We start from the raw sequence: 25,072 nt of genomic DNA, 5'->3' as shown, positions 1-25,072 counted from the left end.
AAATTTTTGAGCAACCTTTATTTTAAAGGGAGTAGGGAGCAGGGAGTAGGGGGTAGGGAATAGAAGAGGGACAAGGGAGATAAGGAGGACAAGGGGGACAAGGAAGAATTCAAAAGTTATTTTTCTCCCTCAGCTCCCGATCGCTCCCGATCGCTCCCTCAGCTCTCTTTTAGGCTTTTGCCGAGACTGCCAATTTGATTTCTTTGGCAGTGAGGCTTTCGTAGACTGCTCGCATCTTCAAGCCTGTTAGGACTTGGAATAAACCCGTGCCGTTGTTGGAACCAGGGTATTCGCGGTGCTGGAGCAACAAATGAGTCATTTCACCTTGGTATTTGGTAAAGGTGTTGCTCAGGTGAGTTTCGATGTAAGCAACTTCCTCTAGGTTGTCAAATTGTCCGTCTACTTCTAATACGGAGACGTATTGACCGTAGTAAACGTCCGACCCGTAGAACATTTGCATTCCTGGGTAGGAACAGGTCAGTTTACGTCCGCAAGGTGTCCACTGAATCGTAGAGCCTTCGTCGAATAGGTAGGTTGGTGTCATGCCGTGTACGTCTTCTTTTTGCAGCATCCGCACGCGCAACACTTTCCGCTCTTTGTCTTCTTTGATCAGGTTAGTTGGCAACACCTGAATCACAACATCGGCAAATTCTCTTTGCGGCTCGATGTAAGCGTCAAAATCGGGTTTGCGAGAGTTAATTGCCGCAACCACGTCTTCATAGCGATGACCGCGTTCTGCCATGTCGCGTTGAATTTTCCAAGCGATCTTGACTTCATTGCTGATGTCAAGATAAACGCTGAAATCAAGTAGCGATCGCACCCGTTCGTCATACAGCGGATGCAAGCCCTCAACTACAATGATATGATTTGGCTCGATATGTTCCGGTAGGTCAATGCATCCGGTTTCGTGGTTGTAAATCGGCTTTTCAATTGATTGACCGTTTTTCAGAGCTTTGATTTGCTCGTACATTAGGTCAAAATTATTTGCCTTGGGATTGAGGGCAGTGATTCCTGTTTCTTTGCGCTGTTTGCGATCCAGGCTGTGATAGTCATCTAAGCAAATAACGGTGACTAACTCTTCTCCAAACAAATCTGTTAAACGGCGCAAAAACGTGGATTTACCGCAACCGGAATCTCCGGCTACGCCAATCAAAACCACGCGATCCGGCTTACTGATCATAGGTTTCCTCTAACTGACAAGATGGGCTGTTTTTGTATGTTGTTTGTTTGGCTTACTTGGTAGCCTGGAACTTAATCTGGTAGTCTTAACTTGTATTGCTTGGGTTGCCTCCAAGCTTCAGCTGTTGCGATCGCGCTTCCCGATGGAAGAAATCGCCTGAGAGCTGCTAAGTATTTAGTCCTACTGTTATAGTAGATCCTACCAGAAGGGGATCGCCCTTACAAGGCTACTTTTGGGCTATATCGTCTAGTGGCTTAGTACTTATGCTAAGGTTTTGTTGCACATTTTTATTAAAAAAAACAAAACTCGATCGCTCTTAACATTCTGCAAGTGACTAAATTTGTAGTCTGGTAGAGGAGTTAAGCAAGGAATTTGCCATCCCAGGCGCTCCTTTACGGGTGAGAATAATAAAAGTTCATCACAGCTACTTTTTGGAAGTATTTCTTGCGACTCTTTTTTGCAGAAGCAGAAATCTCTCTCTTAAGAGAGCTGTTTTAGAACACCAATTTTCAGTTTTCAGTAGTGATGTAGGGTTCGGAGAGAGTTAATCGATGTACAATTCCAACGCCGCTGATGCAGCCGCCAACACCGAAGCTGGTAGCCGCGTCTTTGTATACGAAGTGGTGGGCTTACGTCAGAATGAAACAACTGACCAAATGGGCTACCCGATTCGTCAAAGTGGCAGCGTATATATGAGAGTGCCTTACAACCGCATGAACCAAGAAATGCGGCGGATCGCCCGTATGGGAGGCAAAATTGTCAATATTCAACTTCTGACAGTTGATGGCAACGGTAACGGCAAAGCCCCTGCTGTGGCTCCAAAACAAGAAGCAGCAAAAGCTGCACCACAAGAGCAGAAAAAAGCAGAAAATAAAGGCAAGCCCATGACTCAAGCACAGCCAAAGCCTGAGAAAGCCAAACACGCAGATGTCCCCGTCAATACCTATCGTCCCAATGCTCCTTTTGTTGGGAAGTGTCTTTCCAATGAAGAATTGGTTGGTGAAGGCGGAATTGGTACTGTTCGTCACTTAATTTTCGATCTTTCCGGTAGCAATCTTCGTTACCTAGAAGGTCAGAGTATCGGCATCATCCCACCCGGGACAGATAAAAACGGTAAGCCGGAAAAGCTACGGCTATACTCCATTGCTTCCACCCGTCACGGGGACAAAATGGATGACAAAACCGTTTCTCTATGCGTGCGTCAATTGGAGTACAAGCACCCTGAAACAGGCGAGACTGTCTACGGTGTTTGCTCGACTTACCTCTGTCACTTAGAAGCAGGGGCAGACGTGAAGATCACCGGACCCGTCGGGAAGGAAATGTTGCTGCCAGAAGACCCCAATGCCAACGTTATCATGTTGGCAACGGGTACGGGTATTGCTCCATTTAGAGCTTACCTGTGGCGGATGTTTAAGGATGAAGAAAAAGCTGCCAACCCTGAGTATCAATTTAAGGGTTTTGCTTGGTTGATCTTCGGTATTCCTCAAACTCCCAATATCCTTTACAAACAGGAACTAGAAGAGTTACAAGCGCAGTATCCCGATAACTTCCGTCTCACTTATGCCATTAGCCGCGAGCAGAAAAACGCTCAAGGTGGCAAAATGTACATCCAAGACCGAGTAGCCGAACAAGCAGCAGAACTGTGGAAGCTGATCCAGCAAGAAAATACCCACACTTACATTTGCGGTTTAAAAGGTATGGAAGGCGGGATCGACGAAGCACTAGCAGCGGAGGCTGCTAAATCTGGTATCAAGTGGTCGGACTATCAGAAAGAGATGAAGAAAGCCGGACGCTGGCACGTTGAAACCTATTAGTGGTTAGTGGTTAGTGGTTAGTGGCTAGTAGGGTGGGCAATGCCCACCCTACAATTGTTTTTGGCGAACTAAGTGGGAAAGTTGTGGCTTTTAAGGTTGGTTTACTAGGATTAGGTACGGTAGGAACGGGGACGGTTCAGCTATTGCAGGATAGGGCTGGACGGCATTCTCTAATGCAGGAGTTGGAAATTTATCGAGTTGGAGTCCGATCGCTCGATAAGCCCCGTGCGGTCAACCTACCAGATGGAATATTGACGACAGATTTACAGGCGATTGTCAGCGATCCAGAAGTAGAGATTGTCGTTGAGGTATTGGGAGGACTGGAACCAGCGCGATCGCTGATTATGGAGGCGATCGCTCATCACAAGCACGTCGTCACGGCGAATAAGGCTGTTATCGCCCGTTACGGCAATGAAATTTTTGATGCTGCCAACGCTGCTGGAGTTTACGTCATGCTAGAGGCGGCTGTTGGGGGAGGCATTCCAGTCATTCAACCCCTGAAACAAACTCTAGGTGTGAATCGGATTCATGCTATTACTGGCATTGTCAACGGGACGACAAACTATATTCTGACGCGGATGCAAGCGGAAGGCAGTAGTTTTGATGACGTACTGGCAGACGCACAAAAACTCGGATATGCTGAAGCTGACCCTACTGCCGATGTAGACGGTTTAGATGCTGGCGATAAAATCGCTATTCTCGCTTCCTTAGCTTACGGTGGCAGGATCAAGCTACCCGATGTTTACTGTGAAGGCATTCGTCAAGTCAGCCAAACAGATATTGCTTACGCCCAAAAACTCGGTTTTACAATCAAATTACTCGCGATCGCCCAAAGAGAAACTCCTTCAGCTTCCTCAGCTCCCTCAGCCCCTCTGCTCTCCGTCCGCGTTCACCCCACTCTCATACCTCAATCGCATCCCTTAGCCAGCATTCACGGGGTCTACAACGCAATTTTGGTGGAAGCCGAACCCCTCGGACAGGTGATGTTTTTTGGTCCTGGGGCAGGGGCAGGAGCAACCGCTAGCGCCGTTGTTTCGGATATTTTAAATGTTGCTGCTGTGTTGAAAACGGGACACTTGGAGACAGAAAGCGCCTCACTCCACCCATTACTCGCTTGCACTCATCAAGACTACTGCGCGATCGCCCCAATGTCAGAACTCGTTACCCGATTTTACGCCCGCTTCCTCACCAAAGACCATCCTGGGGTAATTGGTAAGTTGGGAACTTGTTTCGGTTCCCACGGTGTCAGCTTAGAATCTGTCGTGCAGACGGGAATTCACAAACATTTAGCCGAAATCGTCGTTGTCACCCACAACGTGCGCGAAGGCGATTTTCATCAAGCTTTAGCAGAAATTCGCCAGCTTGAAGCAATTGATAGTATTCCTAGTATTTTGCGCGTGTTGGAAGAGGGGAGTGGGGAGTGAGGAGTGAGGAGTGAGGAGTGAGGAGTGGGGAGTGAGGAGTGAGGGACAAGGGGGATAAGGGGGACAAGGGGGACAAGGAAGACAAGGGGGACAAGGGGGACAAGGAAGAATAATTACTGTCAACCGTTAACTAATGACCAATGACCAATGACCAATGACCAATGACCAATGACCAATGACTAATGACCAATTGAAAAAATTAGCCTTAAGGTAGTAGATTGAGCGAATTAGTACAAGTAGATTGTCTTAGACACGAAATCCTGATTCGATGGGCGAAAATGCATGACTAATTCCCCACCTCCCGATCCTCGGTCTTCCAGAACTCCTTTAGGATTTGATGAATTTCTTGCAGTCGTGCTGGCTTTAGCTGCGCTCGGCGGAATACTATTTTGGTCGCTGTCTCGTTCGGGGCGAGGTTTTCAGATTCCCAGTATCTTACCGTTGGTGACTGCCCCAGAAGCGCGATCGCCTGTGGCTTTGACTCCCCAGCCGCAAGCTAGCCCCGAACCTAGAGCGGAACTAGCGCCGATTCCCAGTCCTGCCCCAGAAGCGATCGCTCCAGAAACGCCTGTCACGCCCCGCAGACAGCCTGTAGCTCCATTTCCGGCGATCGTCCCTGTTCCCACCACACCAACCACTCCAGCATCCCCAGAACCATCTCCAACCCAACAAGTTAAGTTTCAAGATGTGCCTGCGGATTATTGGGCATATCCATTTATTACAGCTCTTGCCGAGCGTGGCATCGTCAGAGGTTTTTCTGGCGGCTATTACAAGCCTACCGATCCCGTCACTAGAGCTGAGTATGCTGCGATTTTGCAAGAAGCCTTCAATCAATTACCTGGATCTGATACTCAGAGTAAATTTACAGATGTGCCTGAAAATTTCTGGGGAATCCCAGCGATTAATCGAGCAATTCAACTTGGATTTTTACGCGGGTATCCTGACAATACATTTAAAGCTCAACAGGAGATTCCTAGAGCGCAAGTTTTGGTGTCTCTGGCTAGTGGCTTAAATCTTGCACCACCAGCCTTACCAGAGCAAGTCTTGGAGAAATTCTATGTAGATGCAGACCAAATTCCCAATTATGCTAGGGAGAGAATTGCCGCAGCTACCACGGCTGGGTTAGTCGTGAATTATCCTGAAGCTAATCAACTCAGACCTAATATCAAGGCTACCCGTGCTGATGTAGCAGCCAGCGTTTACCAAGCTTTAGTAAGAGCAGGACGGCTCGATCCGATTCAATCTCCCTATATTGCTGGAGTTCAACAGCAGTAAATGGTAATTGGTAGTTGGTAATTGGTAATGGGTAATTGTTCCCCCTGCTCCCTACTCCCTGGTTCCTGATAACTGAAAAAGCGATCGCGCTAAGACAAATCTTATTGGGCGATCGCTTTTATTTGTTTGTGTTTTTATGCAGATCTCCGCTACTGCTGCGGACTATTTCTTGCTACCAACGACTTGACTGGTAATAGCTTGAATTTCTTGCCCCAATTCTTCCCGTGTCTCTACTTTGAGTAGGTAACGATAGACAAACCAAGCAGAATAACCGATCCCGATTAATTCAAAAGTTGGTGCAAGCAGAGGAATATCATTGAGAGCATCTAAGATTGCCAAAACGACTTTGACAGTGACAAATGCTGCCACAATCAAGAGGACAACAGTAATTGGCTTTTGGTTTTCGTTATAAAACTTGGCAATGTATTCTGGTAGTTCGTCCAGAAAGGCTCTGACTTGAGCGCCGAGTTTTTTCAATTGCGCGTTTGACTGAGGCGCGGGAGGAAGCGCCAAGGTGCCTGCGGGTTCGCTAGCTGGCATTCCTTCAGGTGTGGTGGTGTATTCTTGTTGTTGTATCTGAGATTCCATAGTTTTACCTTGTTTTTGACAATGACTACTTTAATATCGCCGATATAGCAACGGTCTGCATGTTCTACCGGACTGATTAGTTTGAAAATCAAAAAATCAAAACGAGTTCTTTGTTATTGATCAAATATACTTAACTTCCACGGACTACTCGATCGACTTCAAGATAGATAAATCAGATCGAGTTCGTCAGCACTCGGATTGTCATAAGTTGTAAATTAAGTTACTTGACATTGGTAGCAACCGCTTGAGGAAACTCTACTTTAATTTGATTAGGACAAGGTTTTCCGCTTTCAAAATCGCTAATATTGGCAAGGGTAGTCTGGGCAATACTAGTCAGTGCGTCTTTGGTAAAAAAGGCTTGATGACCAGTAATCAGGACGTTGGGGAACGTCAGCAACCGCTGTAATACGTCATCTTGCACGATGGTGTTTGAGAGATCTTCAAAAAAAATATCTCCTTCTTGCTCGTAGACATCTAAACCAAGATATCCAATTTTACCGGATTTTAAGCCTTTAATAGCTGCTTTTGCGTCGATCAACGCTCCACGACTGGTATTAATCAGCATTACACCTGTTTTCATCAAGGCGATCGCTTCAGAATTAACTAAATGGTATGTCTCTGGTGTTAGCGGACAGTGAAGGCTGATAATGTCAGTACGGGCAAATAAGTCCTGAAGCGAGACATACTGCACGCCTAAAGCTTGACAGTCAGGGTTTTGATATTTGTCATACGCTAGCACATGACAGCCGCAAGCATGGAGAATTTGCGCGACGATCGCCCCAATCTTTCCAGTACCAACGATCCCCGCTGTCTTGCCGTGTAAGTCAAAACCCATCAAACCTTCTAGCGAAAAATTCCCCTCGCGCACGCGATAATGAGTGCGGTAAATTTTACGATTCAGGGCAAGAATTATCCCTAGAGTATATTCTGCTACTGCATAGGGTGAGTAGGCTGGCACGCGCACGACTGGTAAACCTAATTCAGTAGCAGCGATGATATCTATGTTGTTATATCCGGCAGCACGCAAAGCAATTAACTTCGTACCGCGATCGGCTAGACAAGTCAAGGTTTGACGATCTAATTGGTCGTTGACAAAGACGCAAACTACTGGATAGTCTTTTGCTAAAATGCTCGTTTCGCAGGTCAGACGAGGTTCAAAAAATGCCAGTTCGTGTTTGTATTCGGCGTTAGCAGTTTCTAAAAAGGTGCGATCGTAGGATTTGGTGCTAAATACAGCAACTTTCATCCTTGTTCCTCTACTCAGTACGTCAACAGTGAAAAGTCAAAAGTTAAAAGTTAAAAGTCAAAAAAGCAAACTTTTAGCTGTTGTGCTGTTGTAAAGATGTCATCCTGATGTGGCAAAGCTGCTTTTCATTGTACTTGAGCCAGCAGTCGTTACAGTTCTTTGCGAACTTATTCGTCATTTGTCATTCGTCATTTGTTAGTAGTTAGTTAACTCTTGCGTCTTGCCGAATGAAGATGAGTGCTGCGATCGCACCCGATGGATTGTATCGTTATTCCCTAACTAGAGTTTGGGACACCGATCTACCATGCATTGGCTTTATTATGCTCAACCCCAGTACGGCAGATGCAACCAAAGACGATCCCACGATTCGTCGCTGTATCAATTTTGCTCGTAACTGGGGATACGGAAGCATAGAAGTAGGCAATTTATTTGCTTACCGCGCCACCGATTGGTTAGTGTTGCGAAGAGTCTTCGATCCGGTTGGCTGCGAGAATGACTCTTATTTAATGCGAATGCAGCAAAGTGTCGAGAAAATTGTCATTGCTTGGGGTAACTATGGTAGTTGGCAACAAAGAGATAAATCCGTACTAGGTTTCTTGAGTCAGGGTCAAGTCTTGCATTGTCTAGGAGTCACCCTACAAGGACAGCCACGTCATCCACTCTATGTTAGAGGGGGTGCAGTCCTAATACCATATCGGGAGCCGGGAGTCGTAGGGGGGGTTCATGGAAAATTCCTGCGAACAACTAGAAGATCTGCAATTAAACTCGCCCGTACGGGAGTCGGGGAAGAGAGAGTTGCCAAGCTGAGGAAGTTGGGGAAGCTGAGGGAGCAATTCTAGTCACTAGTCACCAGCCGCTAGCCACTGATAACTGATTCAGCCTCCAGCGGCAAATGTAACCAGAATTATTACTGAAAGCAAAATCCCAGGAGTCAAAAGCATTACTAGTGTTAATAGATCGTGGGCGTTCATGATTTTGCTGTTTGATAGCCTTACTTTACTACTCTAATCATTGTGGGGGAAAATTGAATTCTCACCATCGTCAGAGCTATTGATTTAAGATTTCACCTTGTAGAGATGTTACATGTAACGTCTCTACTTTAACCCCATCAAGGGCTGTGCTACTTCTGTCTCAGTGAGTCCCCGGCTTTGAATCAAAACGCCAAATCCGCCTAAACCCATAGGATCGAGCAGTTGATGTAGAGCATCACGCCGCCATAGGACTTGTTGGAGCGATTGGCTTGTGGTTTGAGATAGTGCCGCAATGCGATCGCCCAATCCTAACGCCATCAAAAATAAGCCTTGTTGGGTGAACCCGACTGTTGGCAGTCCGCAGCGATCGCCCCATCGCTGTAGAGCTGTAAAATCAACGTGAGCGGTGATATCTTGTTGTCCGATATTGATATACGGGATCGTTGTGGTGATGGTGTTGATAGTAGCATTGTAAAGTCCCTTGCGATCGTGCTGGATTGGAGTATCGACTTGCAGGATAACCATAATCAATTGGCAATACATATCCGCGCTGCAACTTCTGAGCTACTGATTGCAACCAGTCTAAAGCAGCCAAATTTACCTCGCTGCGATATCCATCTGGATAGGTAGAAGAAGTTATATCGATGCCAACCAAGTCGAAATATTCTTGCAGTCTGGGTGTAGAAAGTTTCTCTGTAATTTCTGTAAAAGGAGAGTGGCTAGTGGCTAGTGGCTGGTGACTAGAATTGCTACTTCCTTGTCTCCCTTGTTTCCCTTGTCCAACATACACCTCTCGCAGCACACCTCGTTCGATCGCAATTTGATGTACGGGTAGTGCGTCTATGAGTTCGTTGGAAAAGAAACAGCCAGCGATCGAATTATCTGGGATTTCTTCTAGACTGCACCAGCGGATGGATCCCCCGCCGGCGGCGACCCCCTTAAAAAGGGGGTTGTAGAGAGAACATTGCCTCCCTTTTCAAGGGGGGTTGGGGGATCGTCTTGCCCCCCTTCTCAAGGGGGGTTGGGGGATCGTCTTGCCTCCCTTTTCAAGGGGGTTGGGGGATCGTCTTGCCTCCCTTTTCAAGGGGGTTGGGGGATCGTCTTGCCTCCCTTTTCAAGGGGGTTGGGGGATCGTCTTGCCTCCCTTTTCAAGGGGGTTGGGGGATCGTCTTGCCTCCCTTTTCAAGGGGGTTGGGGGATCGTCTGCTGCTGTAACTCTCGCAAAGCAGGAGACTGCTCGACAATGATGTAGTCCAGTACGGCAAAAAACTCTGGATAATTCAGCTGGACGTATTTGAGTAAATCTAAAGCCAAAAAACCTTGACCTGCCCCCATTTCTACTAAAGTAAAGGGCTGAGGTTTTCCTAAGATCTGCCACATTTGAACGAACTGCTCTGCGAGCAACTCGCCAAAATCAGCACCCAGATGGGTAGACGTAAAAAAATCACCCTGCTTGCCCATTTGGACGGCTTTAGTCGTGTAATAGCCGCAAGTCGGGTGATATAGCGCTAATTCCATATACTCAGCAAAAGTGATTCGCTGCTGAGAACTGGAGGCGATCGCACGTCGAATCGCCTGCTTCAACTCTAAATTCGAGTCATCTGTCATTTGTCATTTGTATTGATTATTTTTGACTGACGACTTTTGTACGGGCGGGTTCACTAGTTTGTTCTAACTTTGACAAATATTTTAGGTAAACCCGCCCCTACGACTTACGACTTATTTATCGGTCTACCGATCCCATGATGATGTCAATACTACCCAGGATCGTGACGATATCAGCAACCTTCACGCCTCGGAGGATATGAGGCAGAATTTGCACGTTGTTGAAATCAGCTGCGCGGATTTTCCACCGCCAAGGGAAGACATTATCATCGCCGATAATATAAATGCCTAATTCCCCTTTGCCACTCTCTACACGGACGTAGTGTTCGCCTTTGGGAATCTTGAATGTGGGGGCAACTTTCTTACTGATGTATTGGTAATCAAAACCACTCCATTCAGATTTTGGACCAGCTTGCATCCGCTTGGCTTCCAGGTTTTCGTAGGGTCCACCTGGTAGTCCGGCAATGGCTTGGCGCAGAATTTTCACCGATTCGCGCATTTCCCGAATTCGCACTAAGTAACGCGCAAAGCAATCCCCGGCGGTTTCCCAGTGAACGTCCCAGTCAAAGTCGTCGTAGCATTCGTAGTGGTCAACTTTCCGCAAGTCCCACTTTACGCCACTTGCCCGCAGCATGGGACCGGAAAGCCCCCAGTTAATAGCTTCTTCTCTTGTAATCGTGCCTACACCCTCAACACGACGACGGAAAATCGGGTTGTTGGTGATCAGGCGCTCGTATTCGTCTACTTTGGGCATGAAGTAGTCGCAAAAATCGAGGCACTTATCGATCCAGCCGTAAGGTAGATCGACGGCTACACCACCAATGCGGAAGTAGTTGTTATTCACCATCCGGTAGCCTGTAGCTGCTTCCCAGAGGTCGTAGATCATCTCGCGTTCGCGGAAGATGTAAAAGAAAGGAGTTTGAGCGCCAACATCAGCCATAAACGGACCCAACCAGAGTAAGTGATTGGCAATCCGGTTCAGTTCCAGCATGATGACGCGGATGTAGCTGGCGCGTTTAGGAACGGGAATATCGGCTAATTTTTCGGGGGCGTTGACAGTAACAGCCTCATTGAACATCCCCGCCGCATAATCCCACCGACTCACGTAGGGGACGTACATGATGTTGGTGCGGTTTTCGGCGATTTTTTCCATTCCTCGGTGCAGGTAGCCGATGACGGGTTCGCAATCGACCACATCTTCGCCATCCAGAGTCACGATCAACCGCATCACGCCATGCATGGAGGGGTGATGCGGTCCCATGTTGAGTACCATGGGTTCTGTTCTGGTTTCTATCCTTGCCATATGTTTAGCGATCGCTCCTTGACCAATCAGTTATCAGTTAGTAGTAGAGACGTTACATGTAACGTCTCTACTACTAACCACTAACCAGTTTTATTGCGTTTCTTTAATAATTATAAGAATTGACGGCTCCGAAAAAGTTTTATAAACCACTGATATTCATAAACTTTGGCAACTGCTGGTATAGATGGTTTAGCTGCCGATCGCCACTTGCTGCTCGTCAGTCTGTCGCAGGCAAATCCGTAAATGACTTGCCGTTCCTTGGCGATCGCGCACGACGGTTGCCGTCAAGAATGCGTCATAGGGTTCCCATTTGTGAGGTTGGATGCGGACTTGCCAGTTTTGCAGTCGGTCAATTTGATAGCATAGTCGATTGAGTTGAGAACGAAAGGATGAGCGATCGCCTCGTTCGACAAACAAGACAAGTGGTTTGCCAACTAAGTATTCTGGCGCTGCATTCAGTAGACTAACAGCAGCACGGTTAGCTTCGAGAATCACTCCCGCAGCATTGGTGACAAAATAGCCATCTGGAGCCAATTCAAATAAATCTTGGTAGCGTTGGCGCTCCTGCTCGACTAAAAATCTAGCTGCTGCCAATTCTTCATTTTGCTGCCGCAGCTCCTCAATAGCAACATAAATCTCTTCTAGAGAACAACTGAGTTCTCTAAAAGATTCTGCCAGTAACTCGGCTGGCGACCAAGCTGGCTCTTTTGCACGAATATACAAATTTTCTAAGCGACGGCACATTGCTTCTAACTGAATCGTTAGCTCGCCCGTGTTCTCAGCAAACTTATTTGAATTGATTGGCATAGTCTGCGAAAATAGCAATTTTTCTACAACACTTTAACTCGCAAGTATGACATTTGCTATATAAAACAAAACAACAACAACTTCTGACCTCCTATCTCATAGCGGTTTTCAATTGGATGCAATACACGTCTGGTAGGGGCGCTTTCTCTGTGCGCCCCTACAAATGTCATCCATACAATCGAGAATTGCTATCAATACTTTTCGGTTAAGGCAAGATCCCCCCTAACCCTGCCTTATAAAGGGAGCGAGAGAAAGTTGCACATTGGACAAAAATCTCCAGAAACCCACCCTTTCCATGCAGCAAAACCATGAAAATTCAAGTCATCAATCCCAATACCACAGCTAGCATGACCCAAAAAATCGGGTTAGCAGCAAAAGCCGTTGCAAGTCCTGACACTGAGATTATTGCTTGCAACCCAACTATGGGACCAGTTTCGATCGAAGGACATTACGATGAAGCACTTAGCGTAGTTGGCTTACTTGAAGAAATTCACCAAGGAGAAGCAACTGGGGTAGATGGTTATGTCATCGCTTGTTTTGGCGATCCTGGCTTGCTGGCTGCCCGCGAACTAGCACGGGGTCCCGTCCTCGGTATTGCGGAAGCGGCGATGCACGCTGCGAGTTTTGTGACTACTGGATTTTCCATCGTTACCACCCTCAAACGCACGCAAGTCATTGCTCGGCAATTAGTAGAAAACTACGGTATGAGTCGCTTTTGTCGTAATATTCGCGCGATCGATCTCCCCGTGTTGGAACTGGAGATTGCAGGATCTCCAGCTCGCAAGACAATTATTCAAGAGTGTAAATCTGCCCTAGCTGAAGATGACTGTGGGGCGATCGTTTTAGGATGTGGTGGTATGGCTGACCTACCTGCTGAAATTAGCGGCGAGATTGGTATTCCCGTCATTGATGGTGTTACTGCTGCTGTCAAATTTGTAGAAGCTTTGGTAAGTTTGGGTTTAAGTACTAGCAAAGTTGGCGATCTAGCATATCCCATTCCTAAACCCTATACTGGTATGCTTGCCCCTTTTGCTCCCAAAAAGTAACAGCGATCGCCTTTAACTTTCGCTCGAACTGGCTTTGTAAGCAGCCCACCCACCAAGATGCGAAATATCAGTCCAATTGTATTTTTCAATTAATTCTTTCGGATAAAGAAATGCTGTCAAGACTTCTCCATCCTCTAGAACAATATCGCTTGCATACATATTTGGTGGCTCGTTTGCCGACAAATATTCAAACTGCTCTTTCGTCATTTCATAGACTTCCCCAGGAATAGAAATTCCACCTTCTGCGACTTCATAAATCGCCGGATGCCAACCGTCACCAGCAGCGTGAAGGCGATAGCGGGGTTGAGTTGCTGCTGTTTTGACAAACTTTGCTGACTGAAGATTTTGATGATCTGGTTGTCCGCGCAATGCCGAACCACAAATAAAAACTTTTCTGTTTTCTGAGGTTGTTTTCATGTTGAGGGGGAATTGGTAATTGGTAATTGGTAGTTGGTAATTGGTAGTTGGTAGTTGGTAGTTAGTAGTTGGTAGTTAGTATTTATTAGACCTCCTGCGTGAATACTTGAATTGTCATCCATACGCGAAGCGAAACATCTGGGAGATTCTTCACTACACTGCGTTGCGTACCCTTCGGGAAGGCTTCGCCAACAGAATGACATCCATGATTTTTTGATTCATGCAGGAGGTCTATTGATTACTAGCCACTAGCCACTAGCTACTAGCCACTCTTCACTACTCACTACTCACTTTCGTTTGCTGTAATTGCTCGACTTCTTGTACGACTCGCGCTTTACTTGCTCTTAAGTGGGCAACCATTGCCTCGACTGCCGCTTTTTCATCTCGCTGCTGTATGGGTTGATAAATTTGTCGATGTTCTGTACGAATTTCTAATACATTGGGATTGTGTTTGGTTGTCTGAATCCTTAACAGTTGCATTTGATCGAAGACTCGATCTAACAGGGAGACCAGCCAGGGATTGCCGGAACTCTGCGCTAATAACCGATGAAAGCGGTAGTCAATATCTAACAAGCGAAAGCTAGTCAGTTGTGTAGGTTTACTATTTACTATCTTTTCTGCTTGCTCAACCATGCTTTCAAGTTCTTGCAGTTGCATTTCTGTCGCATGATGACAGGCTCCCCGGACAGATAATTCCTCCAAAGCAATTCGACAATCGTACAATTGCATTGCATCCACAATTGAGATCGTCGCAACCCGCAAGACTCCATCTAGGTCGCTTGTAGCTAGATTTTCATGCTGAAGTAAGCGAATTGCTTCTCTAATCGGCGTTCGACTTACCTGAAGCTTGTTCGCTAATTTGGTTTCTACTAGTCGCTCTCCTGGTGCTAGTTCCCCTGAGAGTATGGCATTCCGCAACGCCTGATATGCTTGTTCTTGTAGCGATCGCTGTCGCTGGAGCGACTGAGGAGACAGGGACAAAGCGGGACTCCTTAGCATCTGTCTGAAGAGGGATATTTTAGCTATTCTTATTTTATGTTTTTGACGGCACGATCTTCCTTAACTGTATTTGTACGTGTTATTGAGGAAGAAGTTAGGCGATCGAGCCAGAATGAATATTGTGTGGCTAGCTCCTGACCTCTTCATCAGCTTTGCATACAGTATACAATTTTTTCTCCTGAGGAGCATGAGTTTTTGCTAGCGATCGCCACCCTCAATTATTAAATAGATATTCTTAATTATCGAGATCCCTCGCCTGAGATAGACATGCTCTTTCTCTCGGGGAGATTGTAGTCCAACATACAGTTTATTTTTTCGATTTATTCTTATATATCATCGTATACAGCATACACATTTATCAGCTAGACTTTTGAGTCCAAACGTGCGTACCTGCTGATGAGTAAAGTGCAAAGATAAGAGCGAACTACTGTTACCGCTTTTCTAGCATCGCCCGTTCGCAGCAGGATTGAGTCAAGCTAGCAATTGCACTACAGAACTAATCATGACAACAACTGGAGTTAGACAAGAATTCCTCCAAACGAGTTCAGCAACGCAACAAGCCTTAGCTGATGCGGCGGCTGGCGTATCGTTGCGATCGGTGACGAAGAAATACGGCTCGTTTACAGCAGTTGAAAATTTGACCTTAGATATTCCCGCCGGAAACTACTGCTGTTTATTAGGTCCGAGTGGATGCGGCAAAACAACAGCACTGAGAACGATCGCGGGACATGAAGAAGTCACTAGCGGAGATATTTTAATTGGCGATCGCCGCGTCAATGACATTCCAGCAGCGAAACGCAATACTTCGATGATGTTCCAAAGCTATGCCTTGTTTCCACATAAAAGCATTTGGGAAAACGTCGAGTTTGGCTTGAAAATGCGTAAACTCCCAGAACAAGAACGCCGTACCAGAGTGGGAGAAATGCTAGAAATGGTAGGTTTGAGCCATGTTGCCGAGCGCAAACCGAATATGCTCAGCGGCGGACAACAGCAGCGGATCGCCTTAGCGAGAGCCTTAGCCACCCGTCCCCAGGTGTTGATGTTGGACGAACCTTTAAGCGCCTTGGATGAAAACTTAAGAGTTAAGATGCGGACGGAGTTGCGCCGAATTCAGAAACAATTTGGCATGACCTTCATTCAGGTGACTCACCACGTTGAAGAAGCTTTTTCTCTTTCAGATATGGTGGTGGTGATGACCCACGGACGGATCGATCAAGTTGCTACACCTTCAGAACTTTTCAACACTCCTGCTTCCCAGTTTGTAGCCAAATTTATGGGAGACAACAATATCTTTACAGGTAAAGTTGTCAACAGCGTTGCCGATACGAGTTTGGATTTAATTCAACTGGAAGTAGAAGGCATTGGCACTTTATTTTGTCGCGGCTACGCTGCACCAGTAGGATCTATAGCAGCGTGTTCGATCCGTCCCGATTTAATGCAGATCGAGCCTTATTTGCCTACTGTTCCTATTCAGTCTTCTCTGGCTGCCAATCAAATTACTGCTCGAATTGTTGCTGTAGAAATGACGGGTTTTGTGACGCGAGTTTCCTTGATGGCAGAAGCCACAGGGCAAGAAATATTATACAAAGCCCGTACAACTGATTGGGATGCAAATGCACTTACAGAAGGACAATTAGTCGTACTTAGTTGGTCGAAAGATAACTGCGTTTTCTTAGCCGCATAAAAAAGTCAAAAGTGAAAAGTTAAAAGTCAAAACGGCTTTGTTCTATTCTGCTTAGACTTAATAATGATGGCAGCAATAATGTTCATTAGCTCATTTATCTCACTTAGTAGAGACAGCAATCTTCTTTCGGGAACAATGGCAGTAGCAACGATTAGTTTGAGCCAGTATCTAGTTTCCCTAGCTTCTTTTAAGGCAATTTCTAGTTTGTGGATAAAATCAGCAGGACTTTGTGCTGCTCTAGATTCCTCAACATTTGCCCCAATGGAAGTTCCCGACCGAATAAGCTGCTTTGATATTTCCCTTGCCACCCCCGATATTTTATGCAAAAAACTGCACAGCTTAACAACGCGAATAGAAAACTGAAAAGCGCGATCGCAAATATCAAAAGGCGGTGTCATATCTTTCTAAGAGAGGCGATCGCACCATCTTAACTTTTGACTTTTAACTTTTGACTTTTGATTTTGTAAAGTTATGGGAAAAATTAGTCGGCGCAAGCTGCTCAAAACAGGTTTGGCAGCAGGGGGAACTGCGATCGCGGCTGCTAGTTGTTCCAATCGCAGTCCAACAGTTATTACTAACAAACTTCAAGATGTAACGCTGCGATTAATTGGCACAGGTGCGGCACAAATTAACGATATTCGCGTCCAAGCAGAGAAAGATTTGGGTTTCAAAATTCAAATGCGGGCGTTGAGTACGGCAGAAAACATTCAAATTGCCATTACTCAACCCAAACAATACGATATTTTTGACGGTGAATATTTTGCCTTACCATTAGTTGCTCCTTCTGGCAATCTTCAGCCAATTGATATTAGGAAAATCAAAGAATTCGATAAAATTACGCCGATCTTCACGACTGGAGAATTATATCCAGGGGCAAGAGTCAATACCTCTCAAGGAACGGCTCCACGCAAAGTCATGTTTCTGAAAGGCAAGGATTCGACTGAATTTGCTTCAGAACCAACTGACTGGGCGACGATGATTCCATTTCAGTACAACGCCGATACGCTGGGATATCGTCCTGATTTAGTAAGCAAGAAAATCGAGTCTTGGGCAGATTTATTTGACCCACAATTTAAAGGCAAAACATCTCTGCTCGATATTCCTTCCATTGGCATTATGGATGCAGCAATGGTGATGGAAGCCACAGGACAGATGAAGTTTGGCGATAAAGGTAACATGACCAGAGAAGAACTCGACAAGGTGACTAACCTTTTAATCGAGCAAAAGCAAGCTGGGCAATTTCGTGCCTTTTGGAAGACCTTTGATGAGTCCGTCAACCTGATGTCATCTGGGGAAGTGGTGCTGCAATCGATGTGGTCGCCTGCGGTGACTGCTGTGAGAGCAAGGGGAATCCCTTGCGTTTATGCACCCTTGAAGGAAGGTTATCGCGGTTGGGGTGGCGGTTTGGGTTTGTCGAAGAATCTTTCGGGAATAAAACTAGACGCTGCTTACGAGTACCTCAACTGGATGTTAGACGGTTGGGTAGGCGGATTCCTCTCGCGTCAAGGTTACTACAGTGCTGCTCCCCAAAATGCCAGAAAGTTTATGAAGCCGGAAGAATGGGACTTTTGGTATGAAGGCAAACCTGCGGCGATTGACATTATCGATCCCTTTGGTAAAAAGATCGAGTCTAAAGGTGCGGTGCGCGATGGTGGTTCGTTTACAGAACGAATGGGTAATGTCGTCTGTTGGAACTCTTTCATGCAGCAGCAAGTATATCTCGTTTATAAGTGGACTGAGTTTATTGTGGCGTAATCAGTTATTCAGTTATCACGTACCACGCACCACTTTCTATGAACAACTCAAAAACTTTACGCAATTATTTGTTGGTAGCTCCACAAACATTGGTTTTTCTACTATTTTTGGTGTTGCCAATTATCGCGATCGCAATTGTCAGTTTTTGGAATTTTAATGGCTTTGCGATGACCCCAGGATTTACTTTAAATAACTACTTGGGAATTTTTAGTTCGAGAGTTTACTTGTCAACTTATCTCAATACCTTTAAGTTTGCTTTTCTCGTTTGGTTGATTTGCTTGTTGATTAGCTATCCAGTTGCTTACTTTTTGGCTTTTCACGTTAAAAGTCCGAAATGGCAGACGATTTTATTTTTAATTTGTACTGTACCCTTTCTGACATCAAACATTATTCGGATGATTTCTTGGATTCCATTTTTAGGGAGAGAGGGATTAATTAATCAGGCATTAATGGGCTTAGGTATAACTAATCAGCCAGTGGAAATTTTTCTATTTTCTGATTTTTCTGTAATTCTGGCGATGGTGCATCTCTACTGTTTATTTATGGTTGCACCGATATTTAATAGCATGATGCGAATCGATCGCTCTTTGGTAACGGCATCTGAGGATTTAGGATCTTCTCCATTTCAAATTCAAAAAGAAATTATCCTGCCTTTATCTGCTTCGGGAATTGCGATCGGTTCGATTTTTGTGGTGACGTTGGTGATGGGAGAATTTGCCACGATGCGGATTATGAGTGGTGGTAAGTCTTCTTCTGTTGGCTATTTAATTAAGAACCAACTCGATAGCTTGCAGTATCCCCTAGCCGCAGCAAATGCAGTCGTGTTATTGATTGTTACGCTGATAATTGTATTTGCCATTTTGCGCGTAGTTGATATTCGCAAAGAATTGTAAAAAGTCGAATTTCAAAAGTTAAAAGTCAAAAAATAAAATGACTAACTACCAGCTACCAACTATAACTCTTCACTGATAACTGGTCACTGGTCACCGATCTCTACTCCCTATTCCCCATAATTAAATATGGCTGAAAAAAAACGATCGCTTTCTTACTATCTACTAGCAGGATTTTTCGGATTATTTGTCTTATTCCTTTACGGTCCAATGTCGGCTATTTTTCTCCTCTCGTTGCAGGGACCAGAAGGACAATTGACTTTTCCAATGCGGGGTTTTAGTTTTCATTGGCTCAAAGCAGTATTTGAACCGCAGCGGGTAGGAAATTTTGTCGATGGATTTGGGCGATCGCTTTGGCTAGGGTTAATTGTCATGCTAATTACAGTTGTCTTTAGTGTGATGGCAGGACTAGCATTTCGTCGGAAGTTTTTCGGCTCAAATCTGATTTTTTACCTGACAATTTCTAGCTTAATAGTCCCTAGCATTCTAGTCTCATTAGGAATTGGAATTTTGTTTAGTATAGTTGGGTTAGATAATCAGTGGTATTCTTCAGCACTTGCCGGACATTTAACCTGGACGCTACCTTTTGCCTTTTTAATTATGTTAGGAATATTTGGTCGGTTTAACCCTGCATATGAAGAAGCTGCCCGCGATTTAGGAGCGAGTGACACGACAACATTTTGGCAAATTGTCTTTCCTCTAATTGCCTCTAGCGTCATTGGTGTAGGGTTACTAGGATTTACACTTTCCTACGATGAGTTTACCCGCACATCATTAATTTCTGGAGAGACTAACACCTTGCCATTAGAAATTTTTGGTATGACAACAAACGTCACTTCTCCCGCACTCTATGCCCTGGGAACATTGACAACTTTATTTTCTTTTGCTCTGATTGCGATCGCATTAGTGGCAATTAATTCCCTATCGCGACAGCAAACAAGATGAAGATGTTTCATTCGATCGCAAATCGGGCAAGATAATATTACAACCAGCGAGATACACAAATGTTTCGGTCATTTTTAGCTTGGATTTCCGAAAGTAGCACTTGCAGGTTACGATTAAACGTAGCGTTACCCAAATTGGGTATCGATGTTGAATTGTTCAAAGTTTATGGACGCGGATCGAAGTCCATCCCCCCACAGTAGCATTCTCCTCTGAGCTGAGCGAACTAGTCTCTCAGAGTAGGGGAGACTTAGGAGGTGTTTATGCTCACTCAAGAAGGACGTATTGCCCTAACCGATATTACCGATCTCAACTTACTCAAAGCAGAATTAAACCGTTTGCCCCCTGTAGATGCAGGGGATTATATTGCGGAACTTTCGCCTCAACAACAGGCAATCGCCTTTCGCTTGCTGAATAAAAATCAGGCGATCGCTGTATTTGAATACTTACCTCAAGAAGTGCAGGAAGAATTAATCGGTTCTCTGCATGATGCCCAGGTATTTCACCTGGTAGAGTCCATGAGTCCTGACGACAGGGCAGAGTTGTTTGACGAGTTACCTGCTGGTGTTGTCAAGCGGCTGCTACAACAACTTAGTGCGGAAGAACGGCAAGCCACAGCAACAATATTAGGCTATCCCGAAGGCACGGCAGGACGGGTGATGACGACGGAATACGTCCGCCTGCGCCAAGGTTTAACTGTAGGAGAAGCCCTCAATAAAATTCGACGAAATGATGAAGATAAAGAGACGATTTACTATGCCTACGTCACCGACGATAATCGCAAACTGGTGAGCGTAGTTTCCTTGCGGCAATTATTATTTACTATTCCCGATGTTCTCATTCGCGAGATTGCCAGTCAGCGTGTCGTGCGAGTCAGAACCGACACACCGCAAGCAGAAGCCGCCCAGTTGATGAAACGCTACGACTTGATCGCCATCCCAGTCGTAGATCGGGAGGATCGCTTGGTAGGAATTATCACCGTTGACGATGTGGTAGATATTTTAGAAGAGGAAGCCACGGCAGATATTCAAAAGTTAGCAGGGGTTAGTGGTGGTGACGAAGCGGCTTTATCTCCGCCCCAGGTAACGATCCGCAAGCGATTGCCTTGGCTGTTAGCAAATATTGGGTTATATGTTGGGGCAGCTAGCGCGATCGCGCCTTTTCAACAGGTGATTTCTGTAGTGCCAGTGTTAGCCGTAATTATGCCGATTTTATCTAACACAAGTGGCAATGTTGCCATACAAGCTTTGTCGGTGACGGTACGCGGACTTGGTGTAGGCGAAGTGACACCCTTGGATACGTTAAAAATTCTCCGCAAAGAGATCTTGGCTGGGCTAGGAACAGCCTTAGCTTTGGCGATCGCTTTGGGGATTCTGTCCTTAATTTGGTCGCCGCCTCAAGAACGCTGGGTTGCTATTGTTGCTGCCTCGGTGATGGCAATTAACGTATTTGTAGCGGCAAGTTTAGGGACAATGCTACCGATGGGATTAAAGCGATTGAAACTCGATCCGGCATTGATCAGCGGTCCCCTACTCACAACTATTCTGGATGCCGTTGGGTTCTTAACTTTCCTCTCATTAATTTCTTTAGCTTTACGGATGGTGGCAAAATGACAGCAGCATTAATTCTAGTCGCTGGTGCAACAGGTGGAGTCGGACAGTTAGCAGTTGCTAAAGCACTGGAAAAAGGTTTTACCGTGCGCGTCCTCACCCGTCAAGCTGACAAAGCCAAGCAGATGTTTGGCGATCGCGTAGAAATTGCCGTAGGCGATATTCGTCAACCCAACACCCTACCAGCAGCAGTCACAGGATGTAACGCACATTATCTGCTGTACTGGTACGACTGCCTTTCCTTCTGCCAAGTGGGATTTTCAAAACTTCTTCTCAGCCCAAAATAGTCCACAGCAGGTTGATGCTATCGGCGTGAAAAATTTGGTGACAGCCGCACCGAGAGATTTGCAAAGGTTTGTTTTTATCTCTTCCTGCGGCGTTTTACGCAAAAAGCAGTTTCCTTTTAGTATTCTCAATGCCTTTGGCGTTCTCGATGCCAAGCAGGAAGGAGAACAGGCGATCGCGACTTCGGGTTTGCCTTACACGATTATCCGCCCAGGGCGTTTAATTGATGGTCCTTACACTTCTTATGACCTGAATACATTATTAAAGGCGACAACTGACGGCAAATTAGCTGTTGTTGTAGGTACGGGCGATACCTTGGTAGGGGATACTAGCAGAATAGATGTAGCTACCGCTTGCGTAGAGTGTATATCTGACCCCGTAACAGTCAACAAGACTTTTGAAATTGTTAATTCTGGTGCAAGACCGGAAATCACTGATTGGGAAGCGCTGTTTGCTCAGTTAAATTAATTTCTATGCGAACTTTTTTCTTAGCCCCTTTTTAAGGGGGTTGGGGGATCGAAAAACTACGCCAATGACTCAAAGATCCCCCTAACCCCCTTTATGAAAGGGGGAGACAAGAGAAAATCGAAAAACTACGCCAATGACTCAAAGATCCCCCTAACCCCCCTTATGAAAGGGGGGGACAAGAGAAAGTTGTACCGAAGCGAATTATTTTTAACTATAAACCGCTTCTAACTGAGACAAGTCCCCTTGTACCAAAGCCTCAACCGCTTCCGCTTTAGTTGGTAATGCTGCTGTCAAGACTTCTCTGCCAGTCTCCGTAACTAACACGTCGTCCTCGATCCGAATGCCGCGCACGTCAGCAAATTGAGTTAAGCGTTCCCAGTTGACGACATCTCGATACTTTTTCCGCCGATCGCGATCGGTTAAAATTGCCGGAACTTGATAAAATCCTGGTTCGATCGTGACTAACATCCCAGGACGGAGGGGACGATTCAACCGTAAATAATTTAACCCAAAGCGATCGCTGCGTTTGCGCCCTTCCTCATATCCAGCAATATCCCCTAAATCTTCCATATCGTGGACATCTAAACCCAATAAATGCCCGATCCCGTGGGGAAAAAATAGGGCATGAGCATCCATTTCGACTAAATCTTCCGGTTGACCGCACAAAATGCCTAGATCGACCAAACCTTGAGCAATAACCGTCGCCGCTAACAAATGTATATCTTGATACTCTACGCCGGGACGAATCTTCGCAATACAAGCATCGTGCGCCGCCAGTACCACATCGTAGATCGCCCGTTGAGTGGCTGAGAATTGCCCAGATACAGCCCAAGTGCGGGTGACATCCGCCGCCCAACCTGTTGACGTTTCTGCCCCTACATCCACCAGTAACAAGTCTCCCAACTGCATCGGGTGATGATAGCGATCGTTATGCAACACTTCTCCATGCACCGTCACGATACTGCTATAAGCACAGCTCATGTTATTAGCGAGAATAACGTGTTCCATCGTGGCGCGCACGTCTGCCTCCCATGAGGCGTTAGTTGACACTGCCATACCAGCAATATGAGCTTGTACCGTCACGTCAGCAGCTTGGCGTAATTGAATTAAAGCAGCGCGATCGTGACTGAGCCGCAGCGCTACAATTGCTTGAGCTAACTCCAAATCAATGCCTTGCAATACCTTAGCTGGTGAAATTGGACGGTTAAGGATGCGAGACTGTTGGAGAGCGGTCATAGTATCCTGTGCGGCAATAGTAGCTGCCCCCACAGCATGAGATTCCAACTCGCTCATGGGTAAAGCTGCATCTGCGCCAATCTGAGTTGCAATGTCTGTTCTGCTGGGCATTTCTCCGTGCCAGAGGGCGCTTTCTGGTTTCGGATCGTCTACAAACAACGTCATTTCCCCCCCTTCTAAGCGAATAGCCGCTGTTTCCAGGGGAATACCAGCAAAATAGAGAAAGTGACTGCTGGCTCGAAAGGGAAAGCAATTAGCAGGAAAATTACGCGCGCTACTGCGTCCCGACCATAATATAACTGGTACATCAAGGCGATCGGCTAGATTCTCTCGCCGCTGCCGCAGAGCTTCCACATCAGTGTCATGAGTCATTGAAAACTAAGTCGTGAAGAGTGACTGGTGACTAGTGGCTGGTGACTAGCTACTGACAAATGACCAATTTAATCGTCGTCATCTTGATTATTTTGGTTAGGTGCTTCGTTGCCATCATCCTCGTCGTCTGCTTCGTTCTCGTTGTCTTCTTCTACATTCTCGTTCGTGTCTCTGACTCTTTCATCTCCACTAGGAGTACAGCTAACAAGTCCGCCTGCTACGCTCAGCAAAACAATAACACTTAGTAAACTTCCGATCGCCGCTCTAGGGTTCAACCATTTACTTAGGTCTTTCATTCGCAACCTCCGAGACGCAGAACACATCAATATTTAATTATTAACAAGATTTTAATATCTTGCGTTCATCTATGAATAGTTATTCGTCATCTGTCATTGGCAACAACAAATGACGAATGACCAATGACTAATGACTCTTCACTAAAACACCATTGAGAAAAATATCAGCTAATCCTTCCGCCATCTCTTTCATTTGTTGGGGGGAGGCGTTGGGTTCCATTAACGTGTTGTGGCTGAAACCAGAGATGGCAAACATGCCTAAGAATACTTGGGCGACGATACGCGGATTCATCGGACGGTAAATGCCCCGTTCCATTGCTGTTTGAAAGAAAGCCTCAGCAACATCCGTCATTTTGCCGATCACCTCAGATTGAACGCGATCGCGCAAATCTGGGTGAAATTGGGCTTCCATGAAGCAAACCCGCATTAAATCGGCGTTTTTCTGAAAATTCCACATTCGCCGCTGCATGACTTGTGCTACAGCTTTATAGCTACCCATTTCGCTCAATTCCGTCAGCAGATCGGTGAGAATTTCTACCCAACCTTGGGTTGCTACCTCGACCAAAATTGCTTTTTTATTAGAAAAGTGACGAAACAGCGTACCTTCCGCCACACCAGCAGCTTGTGCTAAGTCGCGGGTCGTCGTACCGTCAAACCCTTGACGCGCGAACAATCGCTGCGCCGCTTGTAAAATGCGATCGCGAGAAGAATCTGCTGGCTGTGAAGCACGGTTAAAAACTTGCATAGAAGGTATTTATGGTTGTATCGATGTTAATACAACTTGTAGGGACATTCTCTTACATCCAGCTGCATAACTGGCAAACTTTAATAGATCGTTAATAGATCTATCTCGAACGCA

At 45.8% G+C, this 25,072-nt stretch carries 23 protein-coding genes and 2 pseudogenes; 11 read left to right on the top strand and 14 right to left on the bottom strand.

Annotated features, from left to right (window positions below):
- Positions 1-169: 169 nt before the first annotated feature.
- Positions 170-1,180 carry a phosphoribulokinase gene (locus M5J74_RS05245; RefSeq protein WP_250015755.1) on the bottom strand — a complete coding sequence of 337 codons (1,011 nt, stop codon included), beginning with the start codon at positions 1,178-1,180 and terminating at the stop codon, positions 170-172.
- Positions 1,181-1,731: 551 nt separating this feature from the next.
- Between M5J74_RS05245 and petH the strand changes: the two genes are divergently transcribed.
- The 3 genes from petH (at position 1,732) to M5J74_RS05230 (ending at position 5,693) form a co-directional block, all read left to right on the top strand.
- Positions 1,732-2,994, top strand: coding sequence for a ferredoxin--NADP reductase (petH, locus tag M5J74_RS05240; RefSeq protein ID WP_015153058.1), 1,263 nt, complete (start codon positions 1,732-1,734; stop codon positions 2,992-2,994).
- 32 nt (positions 2,995-3,026) lie between these two features.
- Positions 3,027-4,418 carry a homoserine dehydrogenase gene (locus M5J74_RS05235; RefSeq protein ID WP_371934009.1) on the top strand — a complete coding sequence of 464 codons (1,392 nt, stop codon included), beginning with the start codon at positions 3,027-3,029 and terminating at the stop codon, positions 4,416-4,418.
- 282 nt (positions 4,419-4,700) lie between these two features.
- A complete protein-coding gene (locus M5J74_RS05230) occupies positions 4,701-5,693 on the top strand; it encodes an S-layer homology domain-containing protein (RefSeq protein ID WP_015153056.1) in 993 nt (330 codons plus the stop codon).
- Between the two features lie 162 nt (positions 5,694-5,855).
- Here M5J74_RS05230 and M5J74_RS05225 read toward each other — a convergent pair whose 3' ends face one another.
- A complete protein-coding gene (locus M5J74_RS05225) occupies positions 5,856-6,281 on the bottom strand; it encodes a CAAD domain-containing protein (RefSeq protein WP_015153055.1) in 426 nt (141 codons plus the stop codon).
- Between the two features lie 220 nt (positions 6,282-6,501).
- Complete coding sequence (locus M5J74_RS05220) at positions 6,502-7,527, bottom strand: 2-hydroxyacid dehydrogenase (protein WP_106169926.1); 1,026 nt, start codon at positions 7,525-7,527, stop codon at positions 6,502-6,504.
- A 227-nt stretch (positions 7,528-7,754) separates the two neighbouring features.
- Here M5J74_RS05220 and M5J74_RS05215 point away from each other — a divergent pair, with 227 nt between their 5' ends.
- Positions 7,755-8,366, top strand: a complete 612-nt coding sequence (locus tag M5J74_RS05215) for a DUF1643 domain-containing protein (RefSeq protein ID WP_250015752.1) — start codon at positions 7,755-7,757, stop codon at positions 8,364-8,366.
- Positions 8,367-8,621: 255 nt separating this feature from the next.
- Here the strand turns inward: M5J74_RS05215 and M5J74_RS33285 are convergent.
- From M5J74_RS33285 to M5J74_RS05195, 4 genes and pseudogenes are all read right to left on the bottom strand, one after another.
- Positions 8,622-9,411: pseudogene (locus tag M5J74_RS33285) on the bottom strand (class I SAM-dependent methyltransferase); the annotation flags it as partial.
- Between the two features lie 269 nt (positions 9,412-9,680).
- A complete protein-coding gene (locus M5J74_RS05205; protein ID WP_250015742.1) occupies positions 9,681-10,106 on the bottom strand; it encodes an SAM-dependent methyltransferase in 426 nt (141 codons plus the stop codon).
- Positions 10,107-10,221: 115 nt separating this feature from the next.
- A complete protein-coding gene (locus M5J74_RS05200) occupies positions 10,222-11,406 on the bottom strand; it encodes an NAD(P)H-quinone oxidoreductase subunit H (RefSeq protein WP_106171335.1) in 1,185 nt (394 codons plus the stop codon).
- Between the two features lie 189 nt (positions 11,407-11,595).
- The gene (locus M5J74_RS05195; RefSeq protein WP_015153049.1) at positions 11,596-12,213 is read right to left on the bottom strand and encodes a PAS domain-containing protein; all 618 of its coding nucleotides are present in this window, start codon (positions 12,211-12,213) and stop codon (positions 11,596-11,598) included.
- Positions 12,214-12,521: 308 nt separating this feature from the next.
- Between M5J74_RS05195 and M5J74_RS05190 the strand changes: the two genes are divergently transcribed.
- Positions 12,522-13,259: an aspartate/glutamate racemase family protein gene (locus M5J74_RS05190; RefSeq protein ID WP_015153048.1), complete on the top strand. Its 738-nt coding sequence runs from the start codon at positions 12,522-12,524 to the stop codon at positions 13,257-13,259.
- A gap of 12 nt (positions 13,260-13,271) precedes the next feature.
- Here M5J74_RS05190 and M5J74_RS05185 read toward each other — a convergent pair whose 3' ends face one another.
- The 3 genes from M5J74_RS05185 to M5J74_RS05180 all read right to left on the bottom strand — a co-directional run bounded on the left by M5J74_RS05185 (position 13,272) and on the right by M5J74_RS05180 (position 14,675).
- Positions 13,272-13,676 carry a gamma-glutamylcyclotransferase gene (locus tag M5J74_RS05185; RefSeq protein ID WP_015153047.1) on the bottom strand — a complete coding sequence of 135 codons (405 nt, stop codon included), beginning with the start codon at positions 13,674-13,676 and terminating at the stop codon, positions 13,272-13,274.
- Positions 13,673-13,798 carry a hypothetical protein gene (locus M5J74_RS32535; RefSeq protein WP_256498688.1) on the bottom strand — a complete coding sequence of 42 codons (126 nt, stop codon included), beginning with the start codon at positions 13,796-13,798 and terminating at the stop codon, positions 13,673-13,675. The genes M5J74_RS05185 and M5J74_RS32535 overlap by 4 nt, the downstream gene beginning before the upstream one ends.
- Positions 13,799-13,952: 154 nt before the next feature.
- Complete coding sequence (locus tag M5J74_RS05180) at positions 13,953-14,675, bottom strand: GntR family transcriptional regulator (protein WP_015153046.1); 723 nt, start codon at positions 14,673-14,675, stop codon at positions 13,953-13,955.
- Positions 14,676-15,177: 502 nt separating this feature from the next.
- On the opposite strand from M5J74_RS05180, the gene M5J74_RS05175 reads away from it, so the two are divergent.
- Complete coding sequence (locus M5J74_RS05175) at positions 15,178-16,359, top strand: ABC transporter ATP-binding protein (protein WP_106166320.1); 1,182 nt, start codon at positions 15,178-15,180, stop codon at positions 16,357-16,359.
- Between the two features lie 26 nt (positions 16,360-16,385).
- Here the strand turns inward: M5J74_RS05175 and M5J74_RS05170 are convergent, their stop codons facing one another.
- Positions 16,386-16,757, bottom strand: a complete 372-nt coding sequence (locus M5J74_RS05170) for a four helix bundle protein (RefSeq protein WP_015153043.1) — start codon at positions 16,755-16,757, stop codon at positions 16,386-16,388.
- Positions 16,758-16,830: 73 nt separating this feature from the next.
- Between M5J74_RS05170 and M5J74_RS05165 the strand changes: the two genes are divergently transcribed.
- The 5 genes and pseudogenes from M5J74_RS05165 to M5J74_RS33280 all read left to right on the top strand — a co-directional run bounded on the left by M5J74_RS05165 (position 16,831) and on the right by M5J74_RS33280 (position 22,309).
- The gene (locus M5J74_RS05165) at positions 16,831-18,114 is read left to right on the top strand and encodes a PotD/PotF family extracellular solute-binding protein (protein WP_015153042.1); all 1,284 of its coding nucleotides are present in this window, start codon (positions 16,831-16,833) and stop codon (positions 18,112-18,114) included.
- Between the two features lie 38 nt (positions 18,115-18,152).
- Positions 18,153-19,007 (top strand): ABC transporter permease, encoded by an 855-nt coding sequence (locus M5J74_RS05160; protein ID WP_250015740.1) that lies wholly within the window; start codon positions 18,153-18,155, stop codon positions 19,005-19,007.
- Between the two features lie 126 nt (positions 19,008-19,133).
- Entirely contained in the window at positions 19,134-19,949 is an 816-nt protein-coding gene (locus M5J74_RS05155) for an ABC transporter permease (RefSeq protein WP_250015739.1), read from the top strand.
- A 260-nt stretch (positions 19,950-20,209) separates the two neighbouring features.
- Positions 20,210-21,559 carry a magnesium transporter gene (gene mgtE, locus M5J74_RS05150; protein WP_015153039.1) on the top strand — a complete coding sequence of 450 codons (1,350 nt, stop codon included), beginning with the start codon at positions 20,210-20,212 and terminating at the stop codon, positions 21,557-21,559.
- Positions 21,556-22,309 (top strand): annotated as a pseudogene (locus M5J74_RS33280) (SDR family oxidoreductase). Before mgtE ends, M5J74_RS33280 begins: the two are co-directional and overlap by 4 nt.
- A 207-nt stretch (positions 22,310-22,516) precedes the next feature.
- On the opposite strand, the gene M5J74_RS05140 reads toward M5J74_RS33280, so the two are convergent.
- From M5J74_RS05140 to M5J74_RS05130, 3 genes are all read right to left on the bottom strand, one after another.
- Complete coding sequence (locus M5J74_RS05140) at positions 22,517-23,917, bottom strand: aminopeptidase P family protein (protein ID WP_250015737.1); 1,401 nt, start codon at positions 23,915-23,917, stop codon at positions 22,517-22,519.
- 68 nt (positions 23,918-23,985) lie between these two features.
- Entirely contained in the window at positions 23,986-24,213 is a 228-nt protein-coding gene (locus M5J74_RS05135) for a hypothetical protein (RefSeq protein ID WP_015153036.1), read from the bottom strand.
- Between the two features lie 127 nt (positions 24,214-24,340).
- Entirely contained in the window at positions 24,341-24,958 is a 618-nt protein-coding gene (locus M5J74_RS05130; protein WP_015153035.1) for a TetR/AcrR family transcriptional regulator, read from the bottom strand.
- Between the last annotated feature and the right edge of the window lie 114 nt (positions 24,959-25,072).

It is taken from the genome of Chroococcidiopsis sp. CCNUC1, assembly GCF_023546805.1.
Lineage (GTDB): Bacteria > Cyanobacteriota > Cyanobacteriia > Cyanobacteriales > Chroococcidiopsidaceae > Chroococcidiopsis > Chroococcidiopsis thermalis.
The sequence above is the reverse complement of the archived record's forward strand: the minus strand, read 5'-3'. Positions and strand labels throughout refer to the sequence as shown.

What these genes read in the sequence shown, in the direction of transcription:
- M5J74_RS05245 (WP_250015755.1), bottom strand. Translation starts at nt 1,180, where the DNA reads ATGATCAGTAAGCCGGATCGCGTGGTTTTGATTGGCGTAGCCGGAGAT.
- petH (WP_015153058.1), top strand. Translation starts at nt 1,732, where the DNA reads ATGTACAATTCCAACGCCGCTGATGCAGCCGCCAACACCGAAGCTGGT.
- M5J74_RS05230 (WP_015153056.1), top strand. Translation starts at nt 4,701, where the DNA reads ATGACTAATTCCCCACCTCCCGATCCTCGGTCTTCCAGAACTCCTTTA.
- M5J74_RS05225 (WP_015153055.1), bottom strand. Translation starts at nt 6,281, where the DNA reads ATGGAATCTCAGATACAACAACAAGAATACACCACCACACCTGAAGGA.
- M5J74_RS05220 (WP_106169926.1), bottom strand. Translation starts at nt 7,527, where the DNA reads ATGAAAGTTGCTGTATTTAGCACCAAATCCTACGATCGCACCTTTTTA.
- M5J74_RS05215 (WP_250015752.1), top strand. Translation starts at nt 7,755, where the DNA reads ATGAAGATGAGTGCTGCGATCGCACCCGATGGATTGTATCGTTATTCC.
- M5J74_RS05205 (WP_250015742.1), bottom strand. Translation starts at nt 10,106, where the DNA reads ATGACAGATGACTCGAATTTAGAGTTGAAGCAGGCGATTCGACGTGCG.
- M5J74_RS05200 (WP_106171335.1), bottom strand. Translation starts at nt 11,406, where the DNA reads ATGGCAAGGATAGAAACCAGAACAGAACCCATGGTACTCAACATGGGA.
- M5J74_RS05195 (WP_015153049.1), bottom strand. Translation starts at nt 12,213, where the DNA reads ATGCCAATCAATTCAAATAAGTTTGCTGAGAACACGGGCGAGCTAACG.
- M5J74_RS05190 (WP_015153048.1), top strand. Translation starts at nt 12,522, where the DNA reads ATGAAAATTCAAGTCATCAATCCCAATACCACAGCTAGCATGACCCAA.
- M5J74_RS05185 (WP_015153047.1), bottom strand. Translation starts at nt 13,676, where the DNA reads ATGAAAACAACCTCAGAAAACAGAAAAGTTTTTATTTGTGGTTCGGCA.
- M5J74_RS32535 (WP_256498688.1), bottom strand. Translation starts at nt 13,798, where the DNA reads ATGGATGACAATTCAAGTATTCACGCAGGAGGTCTAATAAATACTAAC.
- M5J74_RS05180 (WP_015153046.1), bottom strand. Translation starts at nt 14,675, where the DNA reads ATGCTAAGGAGTCCCGCTTTGTCCCTGTCTCCTCAGTCGCTCCAGCGA.
- M5J74_RS05175 (WP_106166320.1), top strand. Translation starts at nt 15,178, where the DNA reads ATGACAACAACTGGAGTTAGACAAGAATTCCTCCAAACGAGTTCAGCA.
- M5J74_RS05170 (WP_015153043.1), bottom strand. Translation starts at nt 16,757, where the DNA reads ATGACACCGCCTTTTGATATTTGCGATCGCGCTTTTCAGTTTTCTATT.
- M5J74_RS05165 (WP_015153042.1), top strand. Translation starts at nt 16,831, where the DNA reads ATGGGAAAAATTAGTCGGCGCAAGCTGCTCAAAACAGGTTTGGCAGCA.
- M5J74_RS05160 (WP_250015740.1), top strand. Translation starts at nt 18,153, where the DNA reads ATGAACAACTCAAAAACTTTACGCAATTATTTGTTGGTAGCTCCACAA.
- M5J74_RS05155 (WP_250015739.1), top strand. Translation starts at nt 19,134, where the DNA reads ATGGCTGAAAAAAAACGATCGCTTTCTTACTATCTACTAGCAGGATTT.
- mgtE (WP_015153039.1), top strand. Translation starts at nt 20,210, where the DNA reads ATGCTCACTCAAGAAGGACGTATTGCCCTAACCGATATTACCGATCTC.
- M5J74_RS05140 (WP_250015737.1), bottom strand. Translation starts at nt 23,917, where the DNA reads ATGACTCATGACACTGATGTGGAAGCTCTGCGGCAGCGGCGAGAGAAT.
- M5J74_RS05135 (WP_015153036.1), bottom strand. Translation starts at nt 24,213, where the DNA reads ATGAAAGACCTAAGTAAATGGTTGAACCCTAGAGCGGCGATCGGAAGT.
- M5J74_RS05130 (WP_015153035.1), bottom strand. Translation starts at nt 24,958, where the DNA reads ATGCAAGTTTTTAACCGTGCTTCACAGCCAGCAGATTCTTCTCGCGAT.